Consider the following 14,307-nt stretch of genomic DNA (forward strand, 5'->3'; position numbering starts at 1 on the left):
CTCAGCGGCCACGGGTCGGGTTCAGCGGTTGTCGCGGGTCTGTCAAACGAGCGTTTTACAGTCCCTTGGTGGGGCCTGGGGCGGCCCTTCAGCTGTGCAGCATGAGGAGGCTGAGTCCGGTGCTGGTGGGGGTGTGCACCGCGTTGTTGCGGTGCCGGAGGGTGGTGACCAGTCCGGCCTGTCGTAGGACGGTGGCGTGTTGGCTGGCGCCGGAGGCGCCGATGCCCAGAACGCCGGCGAGTTCGGCCGTGTTGCATCCGGGATGGGTGGCGATGGCATGGAGGACTGCGGCGCGGGTCCGGCCCAGCAGCGACGTCAGAGCCTCAGGGGCGCTTGCGGCCGCGGACTCTGCGGAGAAGGGGGTCAGGGGGGTGAGGCCGGCGCCGAAGTTGGCGGGATAGGTCAGGAAGGGCTGCGGCTCGGCATCGGGGTCGATGACCGGTGACTCCGACCCGAACAGCGAGGGCACCAGCAGCAGCCCCCGGCCCTCCAACCGCAGATCGCCTTGTATGCCGGAGGCCATGGCGACTTCCAGCGTCGGCGGTGTCCACCGGATGCGCGGCGGGTACAACCCGGTCAGCAGGCGCTCGACGCCACCGTGGAGCAGTTCGCGTATCCGAACGGCCCGGTCGGCGGCAAGGTCGGTCACCACGTGCGACCAGTACGGTGCCAGGACCGCCCTGTGGAGGAGATGCATGCTGTCGGCCAGCTGCTGCAGCACGCGTGGGTCATCGTCCAGCCGCCGGGTCCAGGACGGTAGCGGCTGGTGTTCCGCGAGGGCTGCCAGGGTCTGACGGATCTCTTTCGGTGAGGTCGAGCGGATCTGTTCCAGCAGATCTTGTGGGCTGCCCGCTTGCACCCGGGCCAGGAAGTCCGGTGTCCATCCGCGCGGCGGGATCAGATCGAGGGCCAGGCGCGCTTCCGCCGGTAACCGGGTAAAGGACCGCTGTCGCCATGCATCGTACCGAACCGGTTGATTCCGGTCCTGGAGAACCCGTACCGCGTTGGTCAGTTCCAGCATCGGCCTCGGCGATTCGGCCACCCGGGTCCGGGCCAGGTCCTCGGCGGTGAAATGGATCCGGTAGACCACTGCTTCCCCTCGTGCTCGAGCCGTGCCTGGCGATCACCGGTGATTGTTCCAGCCGACCGTGATTCAACCCAGGTTGAAACACGTCGACCTCCCTGCCCGGGTGGGGCACGCTGGCGGCCGAACGCAAGTAACCCTCCACCAGGCCTCGAACCGACCCAACCAGGGGGCAAGCAGCATGCAGAGGGACCTTCCCCCGTGAAGGCAGGCATCACGCTCGGCGGTCTCGCGCTGGCAGTAGGAAGCGCCACCGTCATAGCACCGACCGCCCAGCCCGGACGTGGACCATCGCGCACTTCGAGGGCAAGACGATCGACCTGTCCAAGGACTGGGGCGCTGCCAAGGCCTGCGACGTCCAGCGCGCCGTCATCAACTGATTCCGCACCCAAGGAGAGCGACACGAGGACCGCTCAACAAGCCAAGACCGCAAGCCCCAGCTCCCCCCGGGGACTACTGCTCCACGCCTCCCCGTTCACTCGCGGGAGACAGTCAGATCTCACACGGAACCAAGGGACCGCCACCGCGAAGGGAAGGGAGTGACAGTTGCGCCAACCTCGGTTCAGGCCGATGCAGGCCACTTCGCCCCGCCACGTCCCGCGCTCTCGCCGCACCATGGGCCCATCGAAGGGGATGGTAGACCGGGGAGGGCGATCAGAACGTGGGCCCACACGTCGGTGTGCGCCAGTAGCCGTGCGGGTCGGGCCTGTTGTGCAGCATCGTGCCCGAGATGGTCGACCGGCACCACCGAGTAGTCGATGTATGCCACCTGTGGGAAGGCCTTGCGAACTGCCCGGCTCCACGTGCGCTGCGCGATCATCGTCCGAGCGTAGGTCCCAAGCGATCGCTCCGCCCGGCTTTCCACCACAGCTACACCCCAGGTTGTACACCGCCAACTACCCTGGTTGCGGGGGCAGTTCAACCCCTGGGTGGGCGAGAAGCAACGGCCGCTCCAGCTAACTTTCCATGCACTTGGGCGACGACGCTCGGGAAACGCTCTTCGGCACGCGACAAGGCCCCTTGGGTCCCGCCCTGTCGTCCACTCCGTCCTGGCTTCGGGGAGACCGGACTCCCCTGTGTGCCGGCGGCACCACCACGCCGGTGTTCGCAGTCATGCGGTGAGCGGCGATTGGTCACATGGTCCGCAACATCGACGGAAGGGAACTCGTAGTGTCCATATCAAAGATCCGAATTGCGGCCGCGGGCCGGCTGAGTGAGCGCCCTGACCGGTTTTGCCGCAGCCGCCCCGGCGCGGGCCGTTCCGGCCGCCCGTTCGGACCGTTCAAGAGGGAGCAACCACGGCGGGAAGCCTCTACGCCCGCCCCTCGGGGCGAGGCGTCGAAGTGGTCTTCTTCGCGATGGCCGAGGCCGTTCCGGCGTCATTGGTCGACATTTCGGGACTGTGTCGGAGAGCGGTCAACGGATCAGCTCGTCTGCGAGGACTGGAGATCCGCGTGCGGCGGTTCCCGCTGACGGAGACCCTCGACTGACCGGGTACGGGGAAGGAGACGGCACGTGGGGCAGAGGGAGAACGACGCCACGGCTCTGATACACCTGCTCCGGGGGTCCGGGGCGGCGCTTGGGGACTTCGGGGGGTCCGGCCGGGAGCCGGCGCGCGAGATCCGGGAGGTCCCGATCGCGCTGCTGGCACTCGGCGAGTCGCCCCGGCACGACGGCCATGACGCCGACCACGTGCTCCGGCTGGCCGAGACCGAGGAGCCGCTGCCGCCGGTGCTGGTCGACCGGCGCGGGCTGCGGGTGATCGACGGGTTCCACCGGGTCATGGCTGCCATGCTCAACGGCCGGGAGACCATCGAGGTCGAGTACTTCGACGGGTCCGAGGCGGACGCGTTCCTCCGGGCCGTCGAGGCGAACGTGCGGCACGGGCTCCCGCTGACCCGCGCCGACCGCCAGGCCGCCGTCGAACGCATCCTGGTTTCCCACCCGTATATGGCCGACCGGGCGATCGCCCAGGCCGTTGGGCTCGGGGCGAGGACGGTCGCAAGGATCCGGCAGCGGTCCCAGGACGCCGAGACGACGGAGCGGGTGGGCCTGGACGGTCGCGTGCGGCCGCTGGACCACGGGGCGAACCGGCGCGAGGTGGTGCGGCTTCTCCACGAGCGGCCGCGGGCCTCGCTGCGGGAGATCGCCCGGGCGGCGGGGGTGTCCCCGACGACGGTGGCCGACGTCCGTCGGCACCTCGACGAGAAGCCTGATCCGGTCCCACAGGCCGCGGCGGTGCCGAAGAAGGCACCGATGGTGCAGCCGGATTCCGCAGAGGTCCTGCAAAAGTTGATCCGTGACCCGTCGCTTCGCCACAAGGAGGACGGCCGGCGCCTGTTGTGCTTCCTCCAGCACGCGGCAGCGGTGGAGCAGGAGCGGACTGTTCTGATAGCCGCTGTACCGCCGCACTGCGCGGACTTGGTGCAGCAGCTCGCATTGCAGTACGCGAACACATGGTCGGGCTTCGCGGAGCAGCTGGCCGACGGCCGGGCATCCGTGGACTGACATCGACGGGACCGATGCGACGGCTGTTCGTCGCGTCGCTCGGCGGCGGGCCGGTGAGCGACGCGACGATGGGCCGCCATTCACCGAACCGCGGGCCGGCGGTCGAACTGGGCCCTGTGGAGCTCCGCATACAGGTCGTCGGCAGCCAGCAGCTGCTCGTGGGTGCCGCGCTCGCGGATCCGGCCCCGGTCGACCACGAGGATCTGGTCGGCATCGCGGACCGTCGACAGCCGGTGGGCGATCACCAGCGACGTGCGGCCGGCCAGCGCGGTCTTCAGCGCTTCCTGGATCGCAGCCTCGGACTCCGAGTCCAGGTGTGCGGTCGCCTCGTCGAGCACCACGACCGGCGGGGACTTCAGAAGCAGCCGGACCAGGGAGATGCGCTGGCGCTCGCCGCCGGACAATCGGTGGCCCTGGTCGCCGACGACGGTGTCCAGGCCGTCGGGAAGGGATCGGACCAGATCCCAGATGTGCGCGGTCTCGCAGGCTTCGATGATGTCGCCTTCGCTCGCCTCGGGACACGCGTAGGCGAGGTTGGCGCGGATCGTGTCGTGGAACAGGTGCGCGTCCTGGGTGACCACGCCGACCGCCGCGTGCAGCGAAGTCGAGGTCAGGTCCCGGACGTCCCGGCCGCCGACCAGGACCGCCCCCGAGGTCGCCTCGTACAGACGGGGCACGAGCTGGGTGATCGTCGTCTTGCCGCCGCCGGACGGGCCGACCAGCGCGGTCAGCCGTCCGGCCGGGGCGATGAAGCTGAGCTCGGTCAGGACCGGGCCGGTCGGCTCGCGCTCGGCGCCGCGTCCCGCGACGCCCTCCAGCGACACCAGGGACGTCTCGGCGGGCGAGGGATACCGGAAGCTGACGCGGTCGAACTCGATCTCGGGCGCGGCTCCGGCGGACCCGGCGGTTCCGGGGTTTCCGGGGTTTTTCGCAGTCGCCACGATCCCCAGCGCGGTCGCGCCGGGCCGGTCGGCGATTGCTGGCTCGAGGTCCAGCACCTCGAAGACCCGCTCGAAGCTGACCAGCGCCGTCAGTGCCATCGACTGCATGTTCGTCAGCTGGTTCAGCGGGCCGTACAGGGCCATCAGCAGCGTGACCATCGCCACCAGCGTGCCGATCCGCAGCGAGCCGTGGATCACCAGGACGCCGCCCAGGCCGAACACCAGGGCGATGGTGAGCGAGGTGAGCAGGGAGCCGGTGACGGACAGCAACCGGCTCAGGGCCCGGGCCCGGACCGCGACGTCGCGGATCACGCCGGCGCGTTCGGCGAACGCCGCCGACTCGGCCTCGGGGCGGCCGTAGAGCTTGGTGAGCAGCGCGCCGGAGACGTTGAAGCGTTCGTTCAGGGTCGATCCGAGGTCCGCGTTGTGCTGCATCAGAACCCTGGTCAGGCGCTGGAGTCGACGGCCCGCGAACCTGGCCGGGACCAGCACACAGGGGATCATCAGCAGCGCCGCGAGCGCGATGGGCCAGGACAGCCAGAACATCGACACGAGAACGAAGACCATGGTCAGCAGCGTGCCGACGGACTGCGACAGCAGGCTGGTCACCGCCTGCTGGGCGCCGATCACGTCCGTGTTGAGGCGGCTGACGAGGGAGCCGGTCTGCGTGCGGGCGAAGAACGCCAGGGGCTGGCGCTGGACTTGGTCGAAGACGGACGTCCGCAGGTCGTAGATCAGGCCCTCGCCGATCTTTCCGGACAGGCGCGCTTGGAGGTACTCGGCGAGGGCGTCGACGGCGGCCAGGCCCACGGTGGCTAGGCACAGGGCGATGGTCAGGCCGACACGGCCGGGCACGATGCCGTCGTCGACGACGAGTTTGAGGATCAGCGGGCTCGCCGAGACGGCGACCGCGTTCACGGCGGACAGCGTCAGTAGAAGCGCCAGCCGGCGCCGGTGCCGGGCGGTGTAGGGCAGGATCCGCCGGATTGTGCCGGGCCGGGTCGGCCGGCGTGGCACCGGGCCGGCTGGGCCCGACTGCGACGACGGATCGATGCCCGTGGCTTCGGTGGCCACGTGTCCTCCTGGGGGTCGTCGGTCCGGGGGGCCTAATCGGTCCGCTCGGGTCGGTGCTCGTCAGCGCTCCACGGCGGCCGACAGGGTTCATCAGTGTTCGCCGATGCGCGCCCGCCGCGCCGACACGGGTCAGTGCGCGTCGAGGAAATCGACGATGGCGGCGTTGACCGCGTCCGGCTGTTCGAGGTGGCCCAGGTGGCCGCAGTCCGCCAGTTCCACGTAGTCGCAGTCGGGGATGGCCTCGGCGACTTCGCGGGCCAGATGCGGCGGGGTGATGAGGTCGTCTGCAAAGGCGATGACCCGGCAGGGGGCGGTGACGGCGGCGAGTGCCGCGCGCCGGTCCTGGCCGGTCTCGACCCACGCCTGCCCGCCGGCCCCGAGGCCGCCGCCGGTGAGCTCGAAGAGTTCGAGCCAGGTCGCGGCCTCGGCGTCGGCGTTGAGGGTGGCGGGGGAGAACATCTGCTGCGCGGCGACCGCGGCCGCGTAAACCGGCGGGAGGCGTACGGCACCCTCTGAGAGGGAACGCTCTGCTGCGGCCAGCGCGCTGCGCGTTACGTCGGTGCGGGCCCGGGTGGCCAGCAGGACGGCGCAGCGCACCAGCCCGGGCGCGGCGACCGCCAGTTCCTGCGCGACCATCGCGCCCAACGATGTGCCCACGATCCGGCACGGCGCCAGGTCCAGGGCTTCGATCAGCCCGGCGGTGTCGGCCGTCAGGTCGGCCATCGAGTACTTGCCGGCGGGCGCGTCCGACGGCGGGACGCCGCGGTTGTCGAACACGATCGTCCGGTAGCCGGCCCGGTGCAGTGCCGGGGTCTGATGCATGGTCCAGGCCTGGCCAGAAGCGCCGGTGCCCATGATGAGCAGCACCGGCTCGCCGGCACCGGCCGTCGCGTACGACAGCCGGACGCCGTTGGTCTCCACGAAGGGCATGACAGGCCTCTACCAGCGCCACTGGCGCTTGTTGAACAGGTGCTCGGCGGTGATGTCCCGCTCCTTGCACCAGCTCAGGAATTCGTCGATCTGCTTGAGCTGGTAGGTGTCCTCGTTATAGGTCGTGGCCATGACGTGGCCCTGCCAGCTCTCCTCGCCCATGGCGTAGACGTACGCCTCGCCGGCCCCCAGTTCGACCACGATGTCGCCGGCCTGCGCGGCGTTGGAGCCGGACAGCTTGCGTGAGCTGCTCATCTTCTTGCTGACCGGCTTGGTCAGCAGGCCGCCGTAGAGCCAGGTCAGCGGCGCGCCGTCGCACTCCATGCCGAGGAACGCCATGTCGGCCCGGCCGAGGTGCCCGCGTATGTAGCGGTAGAGGACCGGGTCGATTCCTGAGGAGTCGGCGCCGACGAACACCTTCTTGCCCGCGATGTCGACCCAGTACGTGGACTTGGCCCGGATGTCGAGGTCCGAGTGCTCGCCGAGGAACGGCGTCGCGGTCACCTTGCCGCCGGGGAAGGGTATCTCGTCGAAGTCGTCGACCTCCACGGCTGGCAGCCCGAGGTGCCTCAGGTAGAGGGCGATGTTGGGGTCTGGGAGGTTGCCGCGCGAGGACCGCGGCACCACGACCTTGTCGACCCGGCCGCGCAACTGGAGCAGCGTCTCCAGGACGATGTGGTCCTGGTGGCCGTGCGTGATCAGCACCAGGTCGATGTGGTCCGGCAGGTCGTCGAGGGTGAACCGGTCGCCGCGGCGGTTGTCCGTGCTGATGAAGGGGTCGGTGACGATCGTCGCCTCGGCGCTCTGCAGCACCAGGCACGCGTGGCCGTAGTAGCGAATCCGGCCGCCGGACTCGATGTGCCGGTCCGGGGACAGGGCTGGCCGATCGGTCAGCAGCCGGTCCAGCCAGACCGCCTGCGCGTCGGTCAGTTCCAGTGCCTCGCGGAGCCGCGTCGGGGAGACGGGCCGGATCCGTGAGGCGGTCAGCTCGCCGAGCCCCGCGTGGGTCAGCGGGAGATCGAGGTCCAGGACGTCCGGCCCGGGCAGGCGCGGCGTGCTCAGGATGAACGGCCGCTCCACGCCGTCGTCCAGGGAGAGCTGGAACGACTGGCGGCGGGAGTCGAACGCCAGGCTGTGGTACACGATCGGTTCCAGGAAGTGCAGCGACGGCTGGTTGCTGGTGTCGTAGGCCAGCTCCACCAGGCCGTTCAGCGCGGTCGGCAGTTTCGGATACAGCGGGGTCAGGTCGAAGCCGGTGGCGTTGTGCCGCACCAGTTCCTCGGCGACGGCGACGGCCGCGGCGAACTGGAGCATCCCGGCGCGGTCACGCTTGATGGATGCGGTCAGTTCGGCGACCTCGTCCGCGCGGTCCTCGGGGATGTCGATGAAGTAGCCGCCGCGCAGGTCCGGGTTGTTACTCGCCGCGATGTGCACCTGTGGCGACTGCAGGTACGACTCCAGCAGCGGCAGTTGGAGGAAGGCCAGGTTCATCGAGGCCTGCACCGGGGCCACCGTGTGCAGCCAGGCGTAGAAGCGGTCGACCAGTGGCTCGACGATCACGTTGGACCGGAGGTACTTCGGCACGCCGTCGTCACCCATGTGTTGCCTCCATCTCGAAGCGGGGGAATGCCTGCGCGGCCGGCGCCGGCGGAAGTCCTTCCATGACAGGGCCCTGCTGTCCCATGCGTCAAACAGGGCCCCGTCGTGGATCGCTCAGGGCTTTCACCAGTGGCTTTTCCTTAAGGGAGGTGTCCAAGAGCGGCACTGCCGCGCTTGGACGGCCCTGGCCAGCGCCCCTTGGAAGCGGCCCGGCGGCCGAGCGATAGTGGCACCGCATCCACCAACTCCGACGGACCGGCGCCCGCTTCGGGCTGCCCAGTGCGGCCCGCGGCGGCGCCGTCCATCGCTAGAAAGGACGACGTCGTGACGAACCCATTCGAGGACCCGGACGCCAGCTACCTGGTCCTGACCAACGACGAGGGCCAGCACTCGCTGTGGCCGCTGTTCGCCGAGGTGCCCGAGGGCTGGGCCGTGGTGTTCGGCGAGGCGGGCCGGCAGGAGTGCCTGGACTACATCGACAAGTCCTGGACCGACATGCGGCCCAAGAGCCTGATCGCCGCCATGCAGTCGGGCAACGCCTGAGCCGGGGCCGCCGCGGCTCGGACCCGAAGGAGACAGAGCCATGACATTCGATCTCGCCAGTCGCCACAGCCTCGGCGACGCGTTCGAGGAACGGGTCGCCGCACGATCGGACGCCGTGGCGCTGACCCTTCACCGGGGCGCGGCGGCCGAGCCGGAGAGCGTCACGTACGCCGAGCTCGCACGGCGGGCCCGGCTGCGGGCCTCCGCGCTGGCCGCGCGGCTCGCGCCGGGGAAGCGGGTGATCCTCGCCCTGCCTACGGGCATCGTGTTCGCGGAGTACTACCTGGGCTGCCTGATGGCCGGGCTCGTCTGTGTGCCGGTGCCCGCGCCCGGCGGCTCGGCCCGTGCCGCGGAACGGATCACCGTCATCGCGGCGGACTGCGACCCCGAACTGATCGTCGCCGCCGAGTCCGACGTCGCGGCGCTGGTCGATGGCTTCGCCGGAGCGGGTTCGGCCGCCACCGCCGTCGAGGCCGCCGCGCCGGCCGGGCCCGGCGTAGCCGACGGCCTTCCCGCCGACCGGCCGCGTCCGCACCGCGGCACGCCAGCCGTCATCCAGTACAGCTCCGGATCCACCGGGACTCCACGCGGCGTGGTCCTCGCGCACGGCACGATCCTGGACAACGTGCAGGCCATGCACGAGTCGGGCGGCATCGGACCCGACGACCGTTTCGGATCGTGGCTGCCGCTGCACCACGACATGGGCCTGTTCGCGATGCTGTCGGCCCCGCTCGTTTTCGGCGCGCCGCTCGCGCTGATGGCGCCCTCGGACTTCGTCCGGCGGCCGGTCGAGTGGCTGCGGATGCTGGACCGGTATCGCGTCACGGTCACCGCGGCCCCCGACTTCGCCTTCGACCTGTGTTTGCGCGCGATACCGGACGCCGCGATCGAGGGCCTGGATCTGTCGGAGCTCGATTTCCTCCTCGACGGCTCCGAGCCGATCAACGCGGCGACGATAGCCGCGTTCAGCGCGCGGTTCGCCCGCGCCGGGCTGGGGCCGGATGTCATCGCCCCCTGCTACGGCATGGCCGAGTGCACGGCCTACGTCTCGGCCAAACCCCGTGCGGGACAGGTTCCCGTGATGCAGGCGGATGTCGCAGCTCTGTCGCGGGCGGAGGGGCCAGAACTGCGCCCGACGGCTGTCGGCGTGGGCCGCGCCCTGGTCGGCTGCGGCATCCCCAGCGGCGACGCCGCCATCGTCGACCCGGCCACGCGCCGCGCGCTCGCGCCAGGCCGGATCGGCGAGATATGGCTCCGGGTTCCCGGCATCGGCCTGGGCTACTGGGGTCATCCCGAACTCTCCGCCTGCACCTTCGACGTCCGGCTCGAAGACGCGGACGCCGAAGGTGCCGTCGGATCCGGCACCGGCGGCTGGCTTCGCACCGGCGACCTCGGCGCGCTCATCGACGGCCAGCTCTACATCACCGGCCGCTTGAAAGAGGTCCTCATCGTCCGCGGCCGCAACCTGTTCCCCCAGGACCTCGAACAGCACGCGCGCTCCGTCCACGAGGCGCTGGCCGGATTCGTCGGCGCGGCGTTCTCCGTACCGGCCCCGGACGAACGGATCGTGCTGGTCCACGAGGTGAACCCGACCCTGCGGTCCGCGGAGTTCCCGGGTGTCGCGGCCGCCGTCGCCGACTGCCTCACGGTCGAGTTCGGGGTCCCGGTCCGCAACATTCTGCTGGTGCGACGGGGCTCGATCCACCGCACCACCAGCGGTAAGGTCCAGCGGACCGCCATGCGCGAGCGCTTCCTGGCCGGGGAGATCACGGCCCTGCACACCGAACTCGAGCCCGCACTGCTCCGGGTCGGTGCGCCGTGAGCACGGAGCTCGCGGCACTGGCGTCCGGTCTCGCCGCCGCGCCCGACATCGCACTCGACGCCGCCCTGGGCGACCCCGAGGACTCGGCCGGAGTTTCGGCGGAACTCGACGAAGCCGAAGAGTTCCCCGCGCAGATGTGCGCGCGCCTCGACGCGTTCGGCCTCCCCGCCCACTACGTCCCCGCCGACCACGGCGGAGCCCTCGCCGACCACGAACAGCTGCTGAGACTGCAGCGCGTGGTGGCCCGCCGCGACCTGAGCGCCGCGATAGCACACGGAAAGACCTATCTCGGCGCGGCCCCGGTCTGGACGGTCGGCACCCCCCGCCAGACCGCGGCGGTCTCGGCCGCGGTCCGCTCCGGCGAGCCCTTCGCCTGGGCGCTCACCGAACCCGGCCACGGCGCCGACCTCGCCAACGGCGAGGTCACCGCAGCCCGGCGGACGGGCGGCTTCCTCCTGGACGGCACGAAGTGGCCGATCAACAACGCCACCCGCGCCGACCACCTCGTCGTCCTGGCCCGCACCGGCGACCCCGGCACCGCCCGAGGCCACAGCCTCTTCCTCGTCGACAAGCGGCGACTGGCCCGCGGCACCTGGCGCGCGCTGCCCAAAGCCGCCACCCACGGCGTCCGCGGCATCGACATATCCGGCATCGAGTTCAGTGCCGCAGAGCTCTCCGAAGCGGCGCTTCTGGGCCCCGAAGGTTCCGGCCTGGAGACAGTCCTGCGCAGCCTGCAGCTCACCCGCACGATGTGCACGGCCCTCTCGCTCGGCGCCGGCGAACAGGCGCTGCGCCTGACAGCCGGCTTCACCGCGACCCGGCTGATCCAGCGGACCCCTCTGGCGGACCGCCCGCGCACCCGCTCGATCGTCACCCGCTGCGCCGCCCTGCTCGCCGCCACCGAAGCCGCGGCCAGCCTCGGCGCGCGCTCGATCCACAGCCTCACCGACGAACTCAGCGTCACCTCCGCCGTCGTGAAGGCCCTGGCCCCGACCCTGATCGACGCGGTCGTCGCCGACCTCGCCGAACTGCTCGGGCTGCGCTCGTTCCTCACCGGCGAGTACGCGCACGGCGCGTTCCAGAAGCTGTGGCGCGACCACCACGTCGTCGCGATCTTCGACGGCAGCACCCCGGTGAACCGCGCCGCGCTGATCCCGCAGTACGGCCGGCTCGCCCGCGGGTTCGCCCGAGCCGACGTGGACACGGACGGCCTCGCCGAAGCCGCCGCCTCGGGCACCCGGCCGCGACGGCTCGATCACCGAGCGCTGACCCTGACCTCGCGCCGCGGCTGCTCGGTCGTCCAGTCGCTGCCGATACTGGCCGAGGCGCTCGCCGATCGGGGCGCCCCGGACGGCCTCGCCGAGCACGCGGCCGCCCTCGCCGCCACCGCCGCCGACATCGCCCTGCTCATGGGGGAGGCCAGGCCCTCGGCCCGGCCGCCGATGGCTGCGTATGAACTGGCCGGTGCCTACGAGCTCTGCTACGCCGGTGCCGCCTGCCTGCACCTGTGGGCGACGGGCGGCCCGTCGCGGGCCTCAGGACCGCTCTGGGACGACGGACTGTGGGCGCGCGCCGCCCTGCGTGCGCTGCGGGCCCGGATCGCCACAGTGCTGCGGACTCCCGCGCCGGAGCCGGAACCCGGCGACGACACGATCGACTTTCGGCTGTCCGCCGTGATCGGTGAAGCGGTCGCAGTCGGCGCGGCGGTCACGCCGTTCGGAATCCCGGTGAGGACGCCATGAGCGCCAAGGACCTGGAGACCCTTCTCGGAAACCCTTATGACGACGCCAACCCGGTCGGATACCGGGCGGTCCTGGACGCGGACGAACGGCGCGAGATGTCTGCCGAGGGCGAGAAACTGCTCGACGCCTGGTGCCTGAACGCGGAGTTCGTGCCGGCCGCGTACGGCGGCCGGTTCACCCGCGCCGACCGGTTGGCCGGCATCCTCAGGACCCTGTGGCGCCGGGACGCGGCGCTCGGCTCCGGCTACGGGTTCGCGTCGTTCCTGGCTTCCGTCAACGTCTGGACCGCCGGCACCGCGGACCAGCGCGGGAGCGTCGCCGACCGGCTCCTGGCCAACCAGCGCGTCGCCGCCGCATTCCACGAGCTGGACCACGGAAACGACATCGCACACACCGGGTGCGCGGCGTCTCCGGCCGTCTCCGGCTGGTCGCTGTCGGGCCGCAAGGAAGTGGTGGCGAACGTGCGCCGGGCCGAAACCCTCGTGGTCTTCGCCCGCACCGGCCCGGACGCCGGCCGCCGGAGCCACAGCCAGTTCCTCCTCGCCCGGGACGCCGTCCCGGCCGAACGGGTGCGCGACCTGCCCCGCGTCGGCACGTCCGGGATGCGCGGCCTGCAACTGGGCGGCATCGAGTTCGCCGACTGCCCGATTCCGGCCGACGCCGTGATCGGCGACCCGGGACAGGGCATGGAGATCGCCCTGCGGGCCTACCAGGTGACGCGGGCCGTCCTGCCGGCCATGGCCCTCGGCTCGCTCGACACCGCGCTGCGCACCGCGCTCGACTTCGCCGCCGAACGCCGTCTCTACGGCGCCGCTGTCAGCGAACTGCCATACGTCCGCGCCGTCATCGCCCGCGCCCATGCCGACCTGCTCGCCGTCGAGGCCTTCTCCGGCGTCGTGGTCCGCGGACTGCACCTGGTTCCCGAATCCATGGCCGCCTACGCCGCGGCCGCCAAGTACCTGACCTCGCGGATGGTCCTGGACGCGGTCGAAGACCTGCGTTCGGTCCTGGGCGCCTCCGGCTATCTGCGACAGGGTCCTTACGCGATCTTCCAGAAGGTGGCCCGGGACGCGGCCCCGGCCACCTTCGTCCACATCTCACGCACGGCCTGCCTGATCACCCTGCTTCCGCAACTGCCCCGCCTGGCCCGCAAGTCCTGGCTCACCGGGCCGCCCGCGGCTCCCGAGCTGTTCGACCTCGGCGCCGACCTGCCGAGCCTCGATTTCGACGCCCTGGTCGCGGCGATGGCGCGGACCGACGGCCTCCTAGGCGCGCTCGTCGAGACCGCCGAGCTCGGCGACGGCGGCCTCGCGGCCCGCTTCGCCGTGCGATTCCGGGACGAGCTACGAGTCCTGCGGGACGAGTGCATCGCCCTCGCACCCGGCGATCTCACCAGCGGCGCCGGCCCGGCCGCCTTCGACTTGGCAGACCGCTACACCGTGCTCCTGGCCGCGGCGTGCGTGCTGGCGGTCTGGCGCCGTGGCGGACCCCGGTACCCGGACGACCTGCTGCCCGGCGTCCTCGACCGCCTTGCCGCCCGCCTGCGGGGCCCGGCGCTGCTCACCGCGGGCGAACGCGAGCAGGCCGAGTACGCCTTGTTCGCCGCCGCGGGCCGGCGGCACGGCGAGCACCAGCTCTTCGATCCGACCGCCCAGGCGACGCCGGGCGGCGGGAAGGACACGCCATGACCACGACCGAACCGCGTTCCAGCCGGCCGCTGCACGACGAGATGCGGGCCTGGATCATCGAGCGCGTCTCCTACTACCTCCCCGACCTCGCCGGGCGGATCGGTCCGCAGACCGCGCTCGCTGGCCTGGGGTTGGACTCCGTCTACGCCGTGGCGCTGTGCGGCGAGATCGAGGACACCTGGCTGCTGACCGTGGAACCCACCTTGATCTGGGACGTCGACACCGTCGAGGCCCTCGCCGAGCGTGTCCTCGCCCTGATCGCCGAGCAGCACCCGGCCTGACGGTCGGCCGACGTTCCCCTCCCCGGCCCTCGCGGGCGTCCGATTCCTGATCCTCTCCGGCCCCGCCGGCGATTCGAGCGAGAGAGGTACGCGTG

At 71.2% G+C, this 14,307-nt stretch carries 10 protein-coding genes; 6 read left to right on the plus strand and 4 right to left on the minus strand.

Features of this window, described 5'->3' with window-relative positions; all coding sequences use genetic code 11:
- Positions 1–88: 88 nt before the first annotated feature.
- Entirely contained in the window at positions 89–721 is a 633-nt protein-coding gene (locus tag OG289_RS49305) for an ArsR/SmtB family transcription factor (RefSeq protein WP_327320524.1), read from the minus strand.
- A 1,878-nt stretch (positions 722–2,599) separates the two neighbouring features.
- Here OG289_RS49305 and OG289_RS49310 point away from each other — a divergent pair.
- Complete coding sequence (locus tag OG289_RS49310; protein ID WP_327320525.1) at positions 2,600–3,592, plus strand: ParB and winged helix-turn-helix domain-containing protein; 993 nt, start codon at positions 2,600–2,602, stop codon at positions 3,590–3,592.
- Between the two features lie 80 nt (positions 3,593–3,672).
- Here OG289_RS49310 and OG289_RS49315 read toward each other — a convergent pair whose 3' ends face one another.
- The 3 genes from OG289_RS49315 to OG289_RS49325 form a co-directional block, all read right to left on the minus strand.
- Positions 3,673–5,607, minus strand: coding sequence for an ABC transporter ATP-binding protein (locus OG289_RS49315; RefSeq protein ID WP_327320526.1), 1,935 nt, complete (start codon positions 5,605–5,607; stop codon positions 3,673–3,675).
- A 129-nt stretch (positions 5,608–5,736) separates the two neighbouring features.
- The gene (locus tag OG289_RS49320; protein ID WP_327320527.1) at positions 5,737–6,537 is read right to left on the minus strand and encodes an alpha/beta fold hydrolase; all 801 of its coding nucleotides are present in this window, start codon (positions 6,535–6,537) and stop codon (positions 5,737–5,739) included.
- Between the two features lie 9 nt (positions 6,538–6,546).
- Positions 6,547–8,136, minus strand: coding sequence for an MBL fold metallo-hydrolase (locus tag OG289_RS49325; protein WP_327320528.1), 1,590 nt, complete (start codon positions 8,134–8,136; stop codon positions 6,547–6,549).
- A gap of 324 nt (positions 8,137–8,460) precedes the next feature.
- On the opposite strand from OG289_RS49325, the gene OG289_RS49330 reads away from it, so the two are divergent.
- Genes OG289_RS49330 through OG289_RS49350 form a run of 5 tightly spaced genes read left to right on the plus strand, consistent with a single transcriptional unit; the run spans position 8,461 to position 14,212 of the window.
- Positions 8,461–8,679, plus strand: coding sequence for an MbtH family protein (locus tag OG289_RS49330; protein WP_327320529.1), 219 nt, complete (start codon positions 8,461–8,463; stop codon positions 8,677–8,679).
- 40 nt (positions 8,680–8,719) lie between these two features.
- Positions 8,720–10,501 carry a fatty acyl-AMP ligase gene (locus tag OG289_RS49335; protein ID WP_327320530.1) on the plus strand — a complete coding sequence of 594 codons (1,782 nt, stop codon included), beginning with the start codon at positions 8,720–8,722 and terminating at the stop codon, positions 10,499–10,501.
- The gene (locus tag OG289_RS49340; protein ID WP_327320531.1) at positions 10,498–12,243 is read left to right on the plus strand and encodes an acyl-CoA dehydrogenase family protein; all 1,746 of its coding nucleotides are present in this window, start codon (positions 10,498–10,500) and stop codon (positions 12,241–12,243) included. Before OG289_RS49335 ends, OG289_RS49340 begins: the two co-directional genes overlap by 4 nt.
- A complete protein-coding gene (locus OG289_RS49345) occupies positions 12,240–13,931 on the plus strand; it encodes an acyl-CoA dehydrogenase (RefSeq protein WP_327320532.1) in 1,692 nt (563 codons plus the stop codon). The genes OG289_RS49340 and OG289_RS49345 overlap by 4 nt, the downstream gene beginning before the upstream one ends.
- Positions 13,928–14,212 (plus strand): acyl carrier protein, encoded by a 285-nt coding sequence (locus tag OG289_RS49350; RefSeq protein WP_327320533.1) that lies wholly within the window; start codon positions 13,928–13,930, stop codon positions 14,210–14,212. Before OG289_RS49345 ends, OG289_RS49350 begins: the two co-directional genes overlap by 4 nt.
- Positions 14,213–14,307: the final 95 nt, after the last annotated feature.

This window comes from Streptomyces sp. NBC_01235 (assembly GCF_035989285.1).
In the GTDB taxonomy this organism is placed as follows: Bacteria; Actinomycetota; Actinomycetes; order Streptomycetales; family Streptomycetaceae; genus Streptomyces.